Genomic DNA, 16,522 nt, shown 5'->3' on the forward strand with positions numbered 1-16,522 from the left:
CTGCTGAGGAAGAAAATAAGGCCGCTTATCCCGCCACGAAGGGGGGCGCAATATTGGCCAGATCGCTACCACGAGCGTAACCACGCTGTTGCAAATCAGCACATTAGCGGTAGTAACGATATCTGGAAAAAGAAAGTGGGCTATCACCGGCGCTCAGTGGCTGAAACGGCCATGTTCCGGTTCAAAAGGCTTCTGGGTGGTCATCTAAGCCTGAGAGACTACGATGCTCAGGTGGGTGAAGCCATGGCCATGGTCAAAGCGCTTAACCGGATCACGCTATTAGGAATGCCGAACAGTATTCGCATCACGTAACAATCTACCCGTATGGGGCGCAGTCGTTACAAGTTCTTATTTATTCAACAAAGCCCCAATAAGGGTAAAAATCAGACCAACATGACACCCTGATGCGCTAGTGCATTACATCAGCGGCTGCGCCATCTGCACCAGTGAAATCAGCGGTTGTGGATACAGACCCAGCAGCAGTACCGCGATGGAGGAAATCAGCACCACCACGCCACCTGCGGTCAGCGCCCAATTATTGGGCGTATCACGCTGACGTTCTTGCGGTGCAGTCAGATACAGGCTAACCATGACACGCAGATAGTAGTAGATACCTATAGCACTCCCCACCACCACCGCACCCGTCAGCCACCACAGCTTTGCATCAACGCCCACGGCCAGCACATAGAATTTGCCGAAGAAGCCCAGCGTCATCGGGATACCTGCCAGAGAGAGCATCATCACCGTCATGACCGCAGACAGAATCGGTTTATGCCAGAACAGCCCGCGATAAGAGAACAGGGAATCCCCGTTCGGTCCACGGTACGTGCTGGACATCAAACTGACAACCCCGAAGGCGCCCAGACTGCTGAACAGGTAACCCGCCAGATAGACACCCACTGTTTCCAATGCCAACTGGTGAGTTCGCACGGCAATCAGCGCCACCAGCAGGTAACCGAGGTGAGCGATAGAAGAGTAACCGAGCAGGCGTTTAATATTGCTTTGCGCAACCGCCATCAGGTTACCAAACAGGATGGAGGCAAACGCGATCACACCCAGTGCGGTTCTAACCGAGTCACTGTCAACCATCGGTGCATAAAGGAAAAGACGCATGACTGCACCAAAAATGGCGATCTTGCTGGCGGTCGCCAGGAAGGTCGACACTGGCGCCGGGGCACCTTGATACACGTCCGGCGTCCAGAGGTGAAACGGCACTAACGAGAGTTTGAACCCCAAACCGACAATCATCATACCGAGGCCGGCCAGCAGCAGCGGCTCATGCAGCGTACGATCCGCCATACGCGCACCCAGGCTGGCAAAGCTCAGGTTGCCAGAATCGGCATACACCAGCGCCATCCCAAATAGCAGGAAGGACGAGGCTGTAGCAGATAGCAGCATATATTTGATGCCCGCTTCCAGCGAGCGACGCTGACGAAACGCATAGCTCACCAGACCGAATAGCGGCAGTGAAATAAGTTCAATACCGATGAACAGCGACGCCAAATGGTTAGCACTTGCCAGCAGAACCCCGCCTAGGGCAGCAATTGCCACCAGCAGATAAAACTCGTCGCGGTTATCCGGATAGCCTTCCAGCCACAGGTAAGCGAACGTGCAGGTTGCCAGGCTGGCAAGCAGCACTAACGCGGTGTAGAACATCGAGAAACCATCTACCCGCAGCAGCGGCGTCACGTCCATCGGACCGGCGTTACCCACCAGAATCAGCGAGAACAACGCGATGTTAAGGCCGATCACCGTGACAGTGGCATTGAAGAAATGGTTGCGTCGCCACTCAATGCACAGCATCACAACCACGGCGGTCAAACCGACGATTAACAGCGGCAGAAGCGCGACTAGGTGTTTAAGAGTTATTGTCATGGCGAATTACTGCCTTGTCGTTGAAAGTGTTGAATCAGTCACTGATGACATAAACCAATGCTGGATATTAGCCATTGCCGCATCAGACGTATTCGGGATGGTCTGCGGGAACAACCCGAGCAGCACCAGCAATACCACCAGCAACATCACCATCGACAATTCACGGGTGGACAGCCCCGGTAGTTTTTCCTCGGATTTAGGCGTGCCGTAGTATGCGCGTTGCATCATCACCAGCGAGTAGACGGAGGAGAACACCAAACCAAACGTCGAAATTACGGTGATCACCGGCACCACAGGGTAGCTACCGAACAGAATCATAAACTCGCCGACGAAGTTGCCGGTGCCAGGCATACCCAAGGTCGCCACCGCAAAAAACAGCGACAACGCTGGCAAGAAACGAATGCGCGCCCACAGGCCGCCCATCTGGCGCAGATCGCGCGTATGCAAGCGTTCGTAAAGCTGGCCGCAAAGAATAAACAGACCGGCCGCAGAAAGCCCGTGCGCAATCATTTGAATGACCGCACCCTGATATGCCAGGTGGCTACCGGAGTAGATGGCGATCATTACAAAGCCCATATGTGACACCGAAGTGTAGGCAATCAGGCGTTTGATATCGGTCTGCATAAACGCCATCCAGGCACCGTAGAAGATACCGATAACGCCCAGCCACATCGCGATGGGAGCAAATTCATGGGATGCATTGGGGAACAGCGGCAGGCTGAAACGCAGAAGGCCGTAGGCCGCAGTTTTCAGCAAGATACCCGCCAGGTCAACAGAACCCGCCGTAGGAGCCTGACTGTGCGCATCCGGCAACCAGCCGTGCAGCGGCACCACAGGCATTTTCACGGCAAAGGCGATAAAGAAGCCCAGCATCAGCATGTATTCCACGCCGCGCGACATCGGTGTTTTCAACAAATCGGTGTAGTTAAAGGTCCACACCCCGGTGGCATCGTGATGCACAAACACCAGCGCCAGAATGGCAATCAGCATGATCAGACCGCTGGCCTGGGTGTAGATGAAGAACTTGGTGGCCGCGGTAATACGCGTTTTCCCGTCGGAACCTTTGTGTCCCCACAGTGCGATGAGGAAATACATCGGCACCAGCATCATCTCCCAGAAGAAGAAGAACAGGAACATATCAATTGCCAGGAACACGCCAATCATACCGCCTAGGATCCACAGCAGGTTCAGGTGGAAGAACCCCTGATAACGCTGAATTTCATTACACGAACAGAGGATTGCCAACACCCCCAGCAGGCCGGCCAACACGACCATCAGCAGCGACAACCCATCCAGAGCCAGGTGGATACCGATACCGAAGCGCGGGATCCACGACACGTTGTATTCAGATTGCCAGAGCGGCACATCAGCCTGTGCCGTTAAAGAGTACCCGCCCTGCGACCAAAGCAGCAGCGACAGCACCAGCGTTAACCCCATCGATATCAGTGCGATCCAGCGCGGCACGCGGGTGCCAAAGCGCTCGAGCTGCCAGCACAGCAGGCCGCCGATAAAGGGGAGAAGTATTAGCCAAGGTAGTAGCATGGCGTTTTGCGTCCCTAATTTTAAGAAATCTGAAAACATGCTGTGGCGGAAGCCATTACTCTTGGCCTCCCGCCCCTGCGCATCATTACTGCGTGTCTTTCATCGCGTTTATCTCACGGCACTGTTTCATCAGATAACAGGCCATCAGATAAACTGTAACAATGCCAGCACCACAACCGCCCCTACACCCATTGACGCAACATACCAGCGCAGTTGACCATTCTGACTGACGGCCAACCCCTTGTTGCCCCAACTCACCACTACGGCAGGCAAGCCCATCATCACGTTCAACGGGTCGCGCTGTAGCAGTTTGGCAATCGCCAGATACGGTTGTACGAAGACTTTTTCATACAGCCAGTCAAATCCCCAAGCGTGGAACCACCATGTGGAGAAGAAGCGACACGGTGCACTCTGCGCTACGCTGGTCACGAACTGACGTTTACCCAGCCACAGCATGGCAGCCAGCAGAATACCGGCAATCGCTACCACGCCAGACGCGATTTCCAACTTCAAGTTACGGTCATGGCCGAGTTCCGTGGTCTGCGGCAGTACGCCGTGCAACGGCGGCACAATCAGTGCACCAACGAAAGTGGAGAGTACCATCAGCACCAGCAAAGGAATGTGGTGAGACAGTCCTTTGCCTGTGTGCGCTTTGGTCTTCGCTTCACCATGGAACACGATGAAAATCATGCGGAAGGTATAAAGCGACGTCATAAACGCCCCTGCCAGCCCCGCAATCATCAGATCCATATGACCGTTAGCCCAAGCGCCCGCCAGAATTTCATCTTTACTGAAGAAGCCTGCGGTAACCAACGGCAGCGCTGCCAACGCCGAGCCGCCAATCAGGAAGCTGACATACACCAGCGGAATCGTTTTACGCAGCCCGCCCATCTTGAAGATGTTCTGTTCGTGATGGCAGGCGAGAATCACCGAGCCGGAGGCCAGGAACAGCAATGCTTTAAAGAAGGCATGCGTCATCAGGTGGAAAATCGCCGCGTCCCACGCCTGCACTCCCAACGCCAGGAACATGTAACCGATCTGGCTCATGGTGGAGTATGCCAACACGCGTTTGATGTCGCTTTGTACCAGTGCTGCAAATCCCGCCAGCACCAGTGTTACGGCACCGACAACGCCCACCAGATGCAGCACATCTGGCGCCATCAGGAACAAGCCGTGCGTACGGGCAATCAGGTAAACCCCTGCCGTCACCATGGTCGCAGCGTGAATCAACGCAGAGACGGGAGTCGGGCCAGCCATCGCATCCGCCAGCCAAGTTTGCAGCGGCAACTGGGCAGATTTACCCACAGCGCCCCCCAGCAACATCAGCGTTGCCCAGGTAATCGCCGGAGACCCTTCTGCCAGTTTCTGCGGTGCCAACACCATCAGTTCGCGGAAATTGAGCGTACCCAGCTCTTTGAACAGGATGAACAGCGCGAACGCCAGGAACACGTCACCGACGCGCGTCACGACGAAGGCTTTCATCGCCGCTGCACCGTTCTTCGGATTGGTGTAGTAGAAACCGATCAGCAGATAACTGCACAGCCCTACCCCTTCCCAGCCGAGATACATCAGCAGCAGGTTGTCCGCCAACGCCAGAATCACCATGCTGGCAATAAACAGGTTGGTGTAGGCGAAGAAGCGAGAGTACCCCTCTTCACCGCGCATGTACCAGGAGGCGAACAGATGGATAAAGAAGCCTACGCCCGTCACTACCGACAGCATGATAAGAGACAGTCCATCCAGCGCCAGACGGAAGGCAATATCAAAGTTGCCTACTGCCATCCAAGTCCACAGATGTTGATTGAAAAAGGTCACGCCGCCTTCATGGTGCTGCGCAAAGAAATCAATCGCGACCCAACAGATGGTCAATGCGGCCAACCCGATAGAACCCACGCCCACGGTCGCGGCGGTATTTTCCGACCAACGACCGCGTGAAAATGCCAACAGCAAAAAGCCGATCAGCGGGAATAATATTGTTAAGTAGAGTAAGTTCATCCGCGCATCTCACTGACAGTATCGATATTCAGGGTATGACGACGGCGGTACATCTGGAGCAAGAGCGCCAGACCGATACTGGCTTCCGCTGCCGCCAGCGTGATCGCCAGAACATACATCACCTGCCCATCCGCGTGCCCCCAATAGCTGCCGGCAACCACAAACGCCAGCGCGGCGGCATTGATCATCACTTCCAGACTGATCAGCATAAACAATAGGTTACGCCGAATAATCAGACCAGTCAGCCCGAGCAGAAATAAAATGGCAGCTAGGGATAGCCCATGTTGTAACGGGATCATGCGCGCTCCTCCGCCAGTTTCTTCTCTGCATCTTCTTTCGGCTGCTTATCGAGCATTTTGTCTTCACGGCCTACGTGGAACGCAACCACCAGCCCGGCCAGCAGCAGCATGGAGGCCAGTTCAACCGCCAGCACATACGGCCCAAACAGCGTGATCCCCACGGCTTTGGCGTCGATTACCGCACCGGAAATTTCCGCGCCGCTCAGGCTGAAAATCGCCCTGACCACCACAATCAGCAGCAGCAGCGAAAGCAGACTAGGACCAATCCACACTCCCGGCTTCAGCCAGGCGCTTTCCTGCTCGGTTACGCTGTTGCCAAGATTGAGCATCATCACCACAAACACGAACAGCACCATGATGGCACCGGCATAAACGATGATTTCCACCGCACCGGCGAAATAGTCCCCCAGCGAGAAAAATACGCCGGATATAGCCAGCAGCGAGACGATTAAATACAACAATGCATGTACGGGGTTAGTGTGGGTAATCACACGTATGGTCGCCAGAATGGCGATTAACCCCGATGCATAAAACGCGAATTCCATGCTCGGCTCCTTAGGGCAACAGGCCCTTGACATCAATGGGTTTGGCTTCGTTTTTGGCGTCGCCCTTCTCTTTCCCATCGATAGCCATACCCGCCATCCGGTAGAAGTTGTATTCCGGGTATTTACCGGGCCCAGAGATCAACAGATCTTGTTTTTCGTACACCAGATCCTGGCGCTTGTACTCGCACATTTCAAAATCCGGCGTCAGCTGAATCGCGGTGGTCGGGCACGCTTCTTCGCAAAACCCGCAAAAAATGCAACGCGAGAAGTTGATGCGGAAAAATTCGGGATACCAACGGCCATCCTTCATTTCCGCTTTCTGCAACGAGATACAGCCGACCGGACAGGCCACGGCGCACAGGTTACAAGCAACACAGCGCTCCTCACCATCCGGATCCCGCGTCAGCACAATACGACCACGGTAGCGTGGGGGTGGGTTAACCGGCTCTTCCGGATACATTTTGGTTTCACGCTTTTTGAAGGCGTTGGACCCGACCATACAGATACTGCGTACCTGGGTACCGAAACCAACCACAATGTCTTTTATCTTCATGGTTCAGTTCCCTTTAGTGCACGTTGTACAAAATCACGGCCGCCGTCGCCAGCAGATTGAGCAGCGTTAACGGCAAACAGACGGTCCACCCGAAGGTCATCACCTGGTCATAGCGCGGACGCGGCAACGAGGCACGGATCAGGATGAACATCATCATGAAGAAGCCGGTTTTCAGCGCAAACCAAACGAAAGGCGGTAAGAATGGCCCATGCCAGCCACCGAAGAACAGCGTTACCATCAGAGCCGATACGGTCACGATGCCAATGTATTCCCCCACGAAGAACAGACCGAATTTCATACCGGAATATTCAATGTGGTAACCATCCGCCAGTTCCTGTTCCGCTTCCGGTTGGTCGAAAGGATGGCGGTGACACACCGCCACACCGGCGATAGCAAACGTCACAAAACCGAAGAACTGCGGAATCACGTTCCATAAGTGCGCTTGGGATTCGACGATATCGCGCATGTTGAGCGAGCCCGCCTGTGCGACCACACCCATCAGCGATAGGCCGAGAAACACTTCGTAGCTCAGCGTTTGTGCTGATGCACGCACCGCCCCCAACAGAGAGTATTTGTTACCACTCGCCCAACCGGCGAACAGCACGGCATACACCGCCAGCCCCGCCATCATCAGGAAGAACAGCAGGCCGATGTTTAAATCGGCAACGCCCCAGGTCGGAGTGACCGGCACAATGGCAAACGAAAGCAACAGCGAAGTAAAGGCAATCACCGGTGCCAGCGTGAAAATCACGCGGTCGGTAAAGCGCGGCACCCAGTCCTCTTTGAAGAACATCTTGATCATGTCAGCGACCAGCTGCAACGACCCGCCCCAGCCTACACGGTTTGGCCCGTAACGCCCCTGGAACAGCCCGAGAAGACGACGTTCGCCCATACTCATGAATGCGCCGCAGGTGACTACCACCAGCAGGATCACCACGGCTTTGCCGACGGCGATCAAGGTATCCATAACCTCCGATGTTAACCAGCTCATTGTGCAGCCTCCCGCAGACTTTCAATGGTTGCCCCTGCCAACGACGGCGCAATACCCGGGAACCCTAACGGCAATCCAACCTGTCCCTGACGCAAAGCGTCGCTCAGGCGCAGCGGCAGACGCAGAGTCTGCCCCTGACAGCGCAGCTCAAGCAGCGCGCCTGCGTTAACGCCCAGCAGCGCCGCATCGGCGAGACTGACCATCACGTAAGCCTCATCCATACGTTGTTGGATAACTGTAGAGCGCTGTGTCATCTCTTCACTACCGAACAGATGGTAGTAAGGTGCTACACGCCACTGTCCAGGCTGTGCGTTAAACGCTGCCGGAATGGCGTCGAAGTAGCCCAGTTGGCCTTCGCCCGCTTCGATCAAACGCACACCAGGATCGCCGTGGCGCAGATGACCGCCCACTTCGTCCTGGAATTTGTTCCATGCCTGCGGGGAATTCCAACCGGGAGACCAGGCAAACGGAATCTGCTGGCGCGCGGCAGTCGGGCTGTTGTTTCCTTCCATCGAGAAGGCGAACATCGTGTCTTTGTCTTGTGGCTGACGCGGTTCATGCACGCTGATATTGGCGCGCATTGAGGTACGGCCACTGGAGCGATTGGGTGAACGCGCCAGCTTCTGCCCGTTGATACGGAAATTGGCGTCTGGCGCAGCGTCTTTGATACCTGCTAACTGCGGCAACGCCGTCACACAGGCATCAATCACGTGATCCAGTTGTGTCCAATCGACCTTACGACTCTGATAGGTGGTTGCCAGCGAATGCAACCAACGCCAGCTTTCCAGCATTACCACGCTGTTGTCATAGTAGGCCGGATCGTACACCTGGAAGAAACGCTGAGCGCGGCCTTCCTGATTGATCAGCGTACCGTCGCTTTCAGCAAAGCTGGCGGCAGAGAGGATCAACGACGCTTTATCCATGATCGCGGTGCGCTGATGATCCAGAACGATCAGATTGGTGGCTTTAGCCAGCGCCGCATCCACACGCGCCTGCGGGGCATGACGATAGAGATCGTTTTCCAGCACCACCACGCTATCGGCAGCACTGCTCTCCAACTGTGCCAGCGCATCTTCCAGCGAACCGCCGCCAATCATTGACAGGCCAATACTGTTTGCAGCGGAGGCAACAAAGGTCACTCCGACATCAGAACCGCGTTGTTTAAGCGCTTTCGCCACGTTGGCTGCCGCTTCGATAATCGCTTCGCTACCAGAATGGGTACCGGAGATAATCAGCGGTTTTTTCGCACCAGCCAGTGCCTGCACGATAACGTCAACTTTCGGTGCCAGCGAAGCATCCAAATCGGTGACAGCCGGGGCATTTTCATCCAACGCATGAGCGATGGCGAAGCCAAGGCGCGCCTGATCCTCTACCGGTGCACGGTAGTTCCAGGCAGCGATATCATCCAGACGCGTTTTATCTACCGATGTCATAAACAATGGATGCTTGGCGTGTTGGCCAATGTTGAGAATGGCAGCAATCTGCCAGTCTGCCACTTTTTGTGCAGCCGCCATCTCACGCGCTTTCCCCTTCACCGCCTGACGTACCTCCAGCGCAATACGTGCACCGGTTTGGGTCAAATCTTCACCCAGCACCAGTACGGCGTCATAGCTTTCAATATCACGCAGCATCGGGGTGCGTACACCGCTGTCGCGCAACACGTTGAGAATCAGCTGTAAACGTACCTGCTCAGCGTGTGCAATACCGGTGTAGAAGCTTTCCGCCCCCACCAGTTCGCGCAGCGCAAAGTTGCATTCTACGCTGGCACGCTGAGAGCCAATGCCGATGACGCGTTTTGACTGGCGCAGCACATCCGCCGCCCCTTGTAGCGCCTGATCGGCGTTCAGAGCAATCCAGTCATCACCACGACGCTGCAATGGCTGACGAGGACGATCTTTCGCGTTGACGTAGCCATAACCAAAACGGCCACGGTCACACAGGAAATAGTGGTTCACGCTACCGTTGTAGCGGTTTTCGATACGACGCAGCTCACCGTAACGTTCGCCCGTGCTGGTGTTACACCCGACGCTGCACTGCTGGCAGACGCTGGGCGCAAACTGCATATCCCATTTGCGGTTATAGCGCGCAGAGTGGGTTTTATCGGTGAACACCCCGGTAGGACACACTTCGACCAGGTTGCCGGAAAATTCGCTTTCCAGTACGCCATCTTCAGGACGGCCAAAGTAGACGTTGTCATGGGCACCATACACGCCCAGATCGGTACCACCGGCGTAATCCTTGTAGTAATGCACACAGCGATAGCAGGCGATGCAGCGGTTCATCTCATGAGAGATAAACGGCCCCAGATCCTGATTGCGGTGAGTACGTTTGGTAAAGCGATAACGGCGGAAGTTGTGTCCCGTCATCACCGTCATATCCTGCAAATGACAGTTGCCACCCTCTTCGCAGACCGGGCAGTCGTGCGGGTGGTTGGTCATCAGGAATTCGACGATGGTTTTACGGAACAGTTTGGCTTCCTCATCGTCGATGGCGATAAACGCGCCATCGGTTGCGGGGGTCATGCAGGACATGACCAGACGGCCACGCGTGTCCTCCGCATTCTGGTACTGCTTCACCGCGCAGAGGCGGCAGGAACCGACGCTACCCAGCGCGGGATGCCAGCAAAAGTAAGGAATATCAAGCCCCAGCGTCAGACAAGCCTCTAGCAGGTTGTCCGAGCCGTTCACCTCATACTCTTTGCCGTCTACATGAATCGTAGCCATAGTCAGCATGCTTCCATAATGGCCCGTGTTGCCACAGGCGCTAATCAAAAATTCTGTAATAAGAGCAGGCTATCCGCCAGCGGAGACGTGCTTCGTCTCCTGTTATTGTCTGCTTGATTACCAACGCTCTTTCAGCAGGTTCGGCTGAATACCGCCAATCGCTTTTGTATTTCCCAGATATTGCTGCGCAATACCCGCTTCAAATTCGTCACGGAAATACTTGATAGCACTTTGCAGCGGCTCAACGGCACCTGGCGCATGGGCGCAGAAGGTGTTGCCCGGCCCGAGGAAGCGGCACAGTTGCTCCAGCGTTTCAATATCGCCGGGTTGCCCTTCGCCTCGCTCCAGCGCACGCAGGATCTTCACACTCCACGGTAAACCATCGCGGCACGGCGTACACCAGCCACAGGATTCACGGGCAAAAAACTCTTCCAGATTGCGCGTCAGCCCCACCATGTTGATATCGTGATCGACCGCCATGGCCAACGCGGTGCCGAGACGGCTGCCTGCCTTGGCGATATGTTCGAAATCCATCGGCAGGTCAAGGTGCGCTTCGGTGAGGAAGTAGGTACCCGCGCCACCCGGCTGCCAGGCTTTGAATTTAAGCCCGTCGCGCATGCCGCCCGCGTAGTCCTCCAAAATCTCACGCGCTGAGGTGCCAAACGGCAGTTCCCACAAACCGGGGTTTTTCACACGGCCAGAGAATCCCATCAGCTTGGTGCCTGCATCCTTACTCTTGCCAGCAGACAGCCCCTGATACCATTCGGCACCGTGCGCGATAATCGCAGGCACGTTACACAGGGTTTCCACGTTGTTTACGCAGGTCGGCTTGCCCCATGCACCGGCAGAGGCCGGGAACGGTGGTTTGGAGCGCGGATTCGCGCGGCGGCCTTCCAGTGAGTTAATCAGCGCGGTTTCTTCACCACAGATATAGCGCCCGGCACCGGTGTGCACGAACAGCTCGAAATCGAATCCGCTGCCAAGAATATTTTTACCAAGCAGGCCCGCTTGTTTAGCTTCTTCGATGGCGCGACGCAGGTTAACGGCAGCCTCTACGTATTCGCCACGCAGAAAGATATAGCCGCGATAGGCTTTGAGGGCGAATGCGCTGATCAACATGCCATCCACCAGCAGGTGCGGCAGTTGTTCCATCAGCAAACGGTCTTTGTAAGTGCCCGGCTCCATCTCATCCGCGTTACACAGCAGATAGCGAATGTTCATGCTTTCGTCTTTCGGCATCAGGCTCCATTTCAGACCGGTGGAGAAGCCTGCACCGCCGCGCCCTTTCAGGCCAGCGTCTTTTACCAGGCTAACCACTTCATCCTGTGCCATGCCGCTGAGCGCTTTCTGCGCCGCCGCATACCCATTCTTTGAGCGGTATTCGTCAATCCATACTGGCTGCTTGTCATCACGCAGACGCCAGGTCAGCGGATGCTGTTCGGGCGTCAAAATCCTGTTCATACTCATTGATACGGCTCCAATAGCGAATCGATATCGTCAGGCTTGACATGGCTGTGCGTATCCTCGTCGATCATCATCGACGGGCCTTTGCCACAGTTGCCCAGGCAGCAGGTCGGCAACAGGGTAAAACGACCGTCAAAGGTGGTTTGACCGGGCTTGATCTTCAGTTTTCGCTCCAGCGCCGCTTGCACGCCCTGAAAACCGTTGATGTAGCACACCACGCTGTCGCAATAGCGAATCACGTGACGCCCAACCTGTTGACGGAAAATCTGGCTGTAAAACGTCGCCACGCCTTCCACATCGCTGGCAGGAATCCCCAGAATGTCGGCAATGGCATGGATAGCGCCATCCGGCACCCAGCCACGATGTTTCTGAACAATTTTCAGCGCTTCGATGGACGCCGCGCGCGCATCTTCGTAGTGATGTTTTTCATGCTCGATGGCATCGCGCTCAGCGTCGCTCAATACAAAAACAGACTCGTTCGGCGCGGCATCGGCTGCGGCGTTAATAGGTTGTTGAGTGTCTTGATCATGCATAATTAGCGATCCACATCTGACATAACGAAATCAATACTCCCGAGGTACACGATCAGGTCAGATACCAGACAACCGCGAATCACGGAAGGGATCTGCTGCAAGTGCGCGTAGCTTGGGGTGCGAATACGGGTGCGGTAGCTCATGGTGCCGCCGTCGCTGGTCAGGTAATAACTGTTGATGCCTTTCGTCGCTTCGATCATCTGGAACGATTCGTTTTCCGGCATCACAGGGCCCCAGGACACCTGGAGGAAGTGGTTGATCAGCGTTTCAATGTGCTGCAACGTGCGCTCTTTCGGCGGCGGCGTAGTCAGCGGGTGATCGGCTTTGAACGGGCCTTCCGGCATATTGTTCAGGCACTGTTCCAGAATCCGCAGACTCTGGCGCAGCTCTTCCACTTTCAGCATCACGCGGGCATAGCAGTCACTGATGCCGTCGCCGACCGGTACGTCAAAGTCAAAGTTTTCATAGCCGGAATACGGACGCCATTTACGCACGTCAAACGCGATACCGGTAGCACGCAACCCCGCCCCAGTGACGCCCCACTCCAGCGCTTCTTTAGCGTTGTACGCCGCTACGCCTTGAGTACGTCCTTTGAGGATGGTGTTTTTCAGCGCAGCCGTAACGTAGGTATCCAGACGCTTGGGCATCCATTCCAAAAACTCACGCAGCAGACGTTCCCAGCCGCACGGCAGATCGTGTGCCACTCCACCGATGCGGAACCAGGCCGGGTGCATACGGAAACCGGTGATGGCTTCCACCAAATCATAAATTTTCTGGCGATCAGTAAAGGCAAAAAAGACCGGCGTCATGGCACCGACGTCTTGAATAAAGGTACTGATGTAGAGCAGGTGGCTGTTTATTCTGAACAGCTCTGAGAGCATGACGCGGATAACGTTCACACGTTCCGGCACCACGATCCCTGCCAGTTTCTCTACGGCTAAAACATAGGGCATTTCATTGACGCAGCCGCCCAGGTACTCGATACGGTCGGTATACGGGATATAGCTGTGCCAGGACTGGCGCTCGCCCATTTTCTCCGCACCACGGTGGTGATAGCCCACATCAGGAATACAATCGACAACCTCTTCACCATCCAGTTGCAGGATGATGCGGAACGCCCCGTGTGATGAGGGGTGGTTCGGACCGAGGTTAAGGAACATGAAATCTTCGTTTTCCGTCCCGCGCTTCATGCCCCAGTCTTCGGGCTTGAAAGTCAGAGATTCCATTTCCAGATCTTCTTTCTGCTTGGTCAGCACAAAGGGATCGAATTCGGTGGCACGCGCCGGGTAGTCTTTACGCAGCGGGTGACCTTCCCACGTCTGCGGCATCATGATGCGCGTCAAGTGCGGGTGCCCGTCAAACGTAATACCGAACATGTCCCATACTTCACGCTCATACCAGTTGGCGTTAGGGAACAGTTTCACCATGGTCGGCAGGCGCAGGTCATTTTCAGACAATGGCACCTTGATCATGATGTCGCGATTACGTTCAATGGAGATGAAGTGATAGAAGACAGAGTAGTCTGCGGCAGGCAAGCCTTCACGGTGTGCGCGCAGGCGCTCGTCCACCCCGTGCAGATCGAACAGCATCACATAGGGTTTAGGGAGTTTTTTCAGGAACGTGACAACGTCCAGTAATTGCTCACGCTTTACCCATACAACCTGCATCCCAGTACGGGTTGCCTGCACGGTAAAGGCTTCGGGTCCAAAACGGTTACACAGCTCGCCAACGACGGGATCATCCCGGTGATCGCGGGTAGCCCAGGCCGGCTGCGCGAGGTCGTGCGTCGTTAAATCTGTCATAAATATATCACCACGGTAATCTTGCCATCCTGTTAATGGTGCGGCTGCCGTTTATTATCTTGCTACCCTGTGAGAGTAGTATTACGCAGCCAATCTGCTTGCCATTAACAGATTAAATCTCGTCGGGCGAACGCAGGTTCGTCACCGCAATACGTTCTTCACGTTTGCGTTCGCGCTCGGATTGCATGTTGGCGCGATACACGCCCTGCTCTCCCACCACCCATGACAGAGGGCGGCGCTCTTGACCAATAGACTCTTTGAGCAGCAACAGCGCTTGCATATACGCTTCAGGACGCGGCGGACAACCCGGGATATAGACGTCTACCGGCAGGAACTTATCGACGCCCTGCACCACAGAGTAGATGTCGTACATGCCGCCGGAGTTAGCGCACGCCCCCATGGAAATGACCCATTTTGGCTCCAGCATCTGTTCGTACAAGCGTTGGATCACCGGAGCCATTTTAGTGAAACAGGTTCCAGCCACCACCATGAAGTCAGCCTGACGCGGTGAAGCACGTAATACTTCAGAGCCAAAGCGCGCCACGTCATGCACGGCAGTGAATGAGGTCACCATTTCCACATAGCAGCAGGAAAGACCGAAGTTATAAGGCCACAGTGAATTCTTGCGGCCCCAGTTGACCGTGTCGTGTAAGGCATGCTCCAGGTTTCCCATGAAGACACTGCGGTGAACATGCTGTTCCAGGGGATCGGTAACGATCTCCTGGCGTTGCAGGGGATAACGGTCATTCTCACCGTCCGGCTCTATGCGGGTTAGCGTATAGTCCATCTTAAAGTGCCTCGCTGTTACTGCGGATGAGTGTTGGTAGTGTTAACCGGAAAGTCAGACTTGATAACCTGCCGTTTTGAACGCGTCGGCGTCCAGTCGAGCGCGCCGATACGGACCAGGTAGACCAACCCCGCCAACAACACCAAAATGAAAATGGCAGCTTCGATGAAGCCCAGCCAGCCGCTTTCTCGAATGGAAACGGCCCAAGCATAGAGATACAGTGCTTCAACGTCGAAAATAACGAAAAACATGGCAACCAGATAGAACTTGGCGGACAGGCGCATGCGCGCAGAGCCAACCGAGTCAATCCCGGATTCATAGGGAACGTTCTTTGCCCTTGCCCTAGCTCTCCCACCTAGCAGGAACCCGCCCAGCAGCATGAAGCCGCACAAGCCGACGGCGATGATAACGAATAGCGCAAATGCCCAGTGATGGGCGAGGATTTCAGTCGTTGTTGACATACTCTTGCTTACTCATCAAAAGTGACGTTGAACACCTGCTCTATTGGCAGTTAAGGCGTCACATCGATTAAAAGGAAGGATAATCACCCTGCAAACAGTGCGGAAAACATCTACGTTAAGCGCTTTTTGCAGCGGTTGCGTCCTTTATTTTGTAACCTTCTTTCAACCTTACTAAAAATAACAGCACATAACTTAACATGCACGCTGTTTTGTTAACATCTCACTTCTCACACTTCAGCTAAATCGAGTCAGTCTGGCTCTGGTGGATGTAGTTGTTAACAACCTGCTAGCTAAAGGATAGGTGATAATGCACAAGCACTATACCATTTTCGTGCGGAAAACCCGGTCCCCCTTAGAGTTAATAGGGTTATTTTTTGATCCAACACACATTTTTGTCAATTTAGTTAGTAAAAAAACCCAATTGTCAGCTCCAATGTTAACAGCTGAAAGTTTGCAACATTCATTTGAAAAATAAGAAACAGCTTTTCATAAAATACAAAACCTTAGAAAGCGCGAGGAATAACGATAAGAGGAACACGAGCGAATGGGAATAATCACGAAGTGGGATAATCAGAAGGGAGTAAAAAAACGTGCATAGCCGTGACGGCGTCCTGCTACTACGCCATACCCGTATGAACGTGTGCAACGTTCTGAATTACATAAGCAGGGCATTTTTCAGCGCCGCATCCCCCTCGCTAGTGCTGTTATCGTCGCTGGCTGAGGCACCTGAAAGCAACGCACCACGATAATAGTGACCAGACGCTACCACATTGAAAATGGCATCTGCCAGAGTGTTGCCTTCTTGCAGGCGTTTACAGGCTTTGTTGAATAAATAGAACTTTTGGGTAATCATCGGAGCAGATCACCACAGTTGTTTCAAAATCAGGTCTCCATGGCAAAACAAAATTTTAAAATCACCAACTGGCCCTCTTATAACAAGGCCCTCAAGCAG

15 protein-coding genes are annotated in these 16,522 nt (G+C 54.5%); 1 reads left to right on the forward strand and 14 read right to left on the reverse strand.

The window, feature by feature from the left end; translation table 11 throughout:
* On the forward strand, positions 1-312 hold a 312-nt coding region (locus QZ506_RS09970), incomplete at its 5' end, for a transposase (RefSeq protein WP_367273000.1).
* Between the two features lie 105 nt (positions 313-417).
* Here QZ506_RS09970 and nuoN read toward each other — a convergent pair.
* The 14 genes from nuoN to QZ506_RS10040 all read right to left on the reverse strand — a co-directional run bounded on the left by nuoN (position 418) and on the right by QZ506_RS10040 (position 16,423).
* The gene (gene nuoN / locus QZ506_RS09975; protein WP_291970811.1) at positions 418-1,875 is read right to left on the reverse strand and encodes an NADH-quinone oxidoreductase subunit NuoN; all 1,458 of its coding nucleotides are present in this window, start codon (positions 1,873-1,875) and stop codon (positions 418-420) included.
* 6 nt (positions 1,876-1,881) lie between these two features.
* On the reverse strand, positions 1,882-3,417 hold the full coding sequence (gene nuoM / locus QZ506_RS09980; RefSeq protein WP_291970813.1) for an NADH-quinone oxidoreductase subunit M: 1,536 nt from the start codon (positions 3,415-3,417) through the stop codon (positions 1,882-1,884).
* Between the two features lie 144 nt (positions 3,418-3,561).
* Entirely contained in the window at positions 3,562-5,412 is a 1,851-nt protein-coding gene (gene nuoL / locus QZ506_RS09985) for an NADH-quinone oxidoreductase subunit L (protein ID WP_291970814.1), read from the reverse strand.
* On the reverse strand, positions 5,409-5,711 hold the full coding sequence (gene nuoK / locus QZ506_RS09990) for an NADH-quinone oxidoreductase subunit NuoK (protein ID WP_291970816.1): 303 nt from the start codon (positions 5,709-5,711) through the stop codon (positions 5,409-5,411). Before nuoK ends, nuoL begins: the two co-directional genes overlap by 4 nt.
* On the reverse strand, positions 5,708-6,256 hold the full coding sequence (gene nuoJ / locus QZ506_RS09995; protein ID WP_291970818.1) for an NADH-quinone oxidoreductase subunit J: 549 nt from the start codon (positions 6,254-6,256) through the stop codon (positions 5,708-5,710). The genes nuoK and nuoJ overlap by 4 nt, the downstream gene beginning before the upstream one ends.
* A gap of 10 nt (positions 6,257-6,266) precedes the next feature.
* Positions 6,267-6,809 (reverse strand): NADH-quinone oxidoreductase subunit NuoI, encoded by a 543-nt coding sequence (gene nuoI, locus QZ506_RS10000; RefSeq protein ID WP_291970820.1) that lies wholly within the window; start codon positions 6,807-6,809, stop codon positions 6,267-6,269.
* A 13-nt stretch (positions 6,810-6,822) separates the two neighbouring features.
* Positions 6,823-7,800 carry an NADH-quinone oxidoreductase subunit NuoH gene (nuoH, locus tag QZ506_RS10005; protein WP_291970822.1) on the reverse strand — a complete coding sequence of 326 codons (978 nt, stop codon included), beginning with the start codon at positions 7,798-7,800 and terminating at the stop codon, positions 6,823-6,825.
* Positions 7,797-10,532 carry an NADH-quinone oxidoreductase subunit NuoG gene (gene nuoG, locus QZ506_RS10010; protein ID WP_291970824.1) on the reverse strand — a complete coding sequence of 912 codons (2,736 nt, stop codon included), beginning with the start codon at positions 10,530-10,532 and terminating at the stop codon, positions 7,797-7,799. Before nuoG ends, nuoH begins: the two co-directional genes overlap by 4 nt.
* Before the next feature lie 108 nt (positions 10,533-10,640).
* Positions 10,641-11,990 (reverse strand): NADH-quinone oxidoreductase subunit NuoF, encoded by a 1,350-nt coding sequence (nuoF, locus tag QZ506_RS10015; RefSeq protein ID WP_291970826.1) that lies wholly within the window; start codon positions 11,988-11,990, stop codon positions 10,641-10,643.
* The gene (gene nuoE / locus QZ506_RS10020; RefSeq protein ID WP_291970828.1) at positions 11,987-12,520 is read right to left on the reverse strand and encodes an NADH-quinone oxidoreductase subunit NuoE; all 534 of its coding nucleotides are present in this window, start codon (positions 12,518-12,520) and stop codon (positions 11,987-11,989) included. Before nuoE ends, nuoF begins: the two co-directional genes overlap by 4 nt.
* 2 nt (positions 12,521-12,522) lie before the next feature.
* A complete protein-coding gene (gene nuoC / locus QZ506_RS10025) occupies positions 12,523-14,322 on the reverse strand; it encodes an NADH-quinone oxidoreductase subunit C/D (protein ID WP_291970830.1) in 1,800 nt (599 codons plus the stop codon).
* A 112-nt stretch (positions 14,323-14,434) separates the two neighbouring features.
* Positions 14,435-15,109 carry an NADH-quinone oxidoreductase subunit B family protein gene (locus QZ506_RS10030; protein ID WP_222157560.1) on the reverse strand — a complete coding sequence of 225 codons (675 nt, stop codon included), beginning with the start codon at positions 15,107-15,109 and terminating at the stop codon, positions 14,435-14,437.
* Positions 15,110-15,126: 17 nt separating this feature from the next.
* Positions 15,127-15,570 (reverse strand): NADH-quinone oxidoreductase subunit A, encoded by a 444-nt coding sequence (locus QZ506_RS10035; RefSeq protein ID WP_222157561.1) that lies wholly within the window; start codon positions 15,568-15,570, stop codon positions 15,127-15,129.
* Positions 15,571-16,225: 655 nt separating this feature from the next.
* Complete coding sequence (locus tag QZ506_RS10040; protein WP_291970834.1) at positions 16,226-16,423, reverse strand: hypothetical protein; 198 nt, start codon at positions 16,421-16,423, stop codon at positions 16,226-16,228.
* Between the last annotated feature and the right edge of the window lie 99 nt (positions 16,424-16,522).

The organism is Candidatus Symbiopectobacterium sp. (assembly GCF_020054415.1).
Lineage (GTDB): Bacteria > Pseudomonadota > Gammaproteobacteria > Enterobacterales > Enterobacteriaceae > Symbiopectobacterium.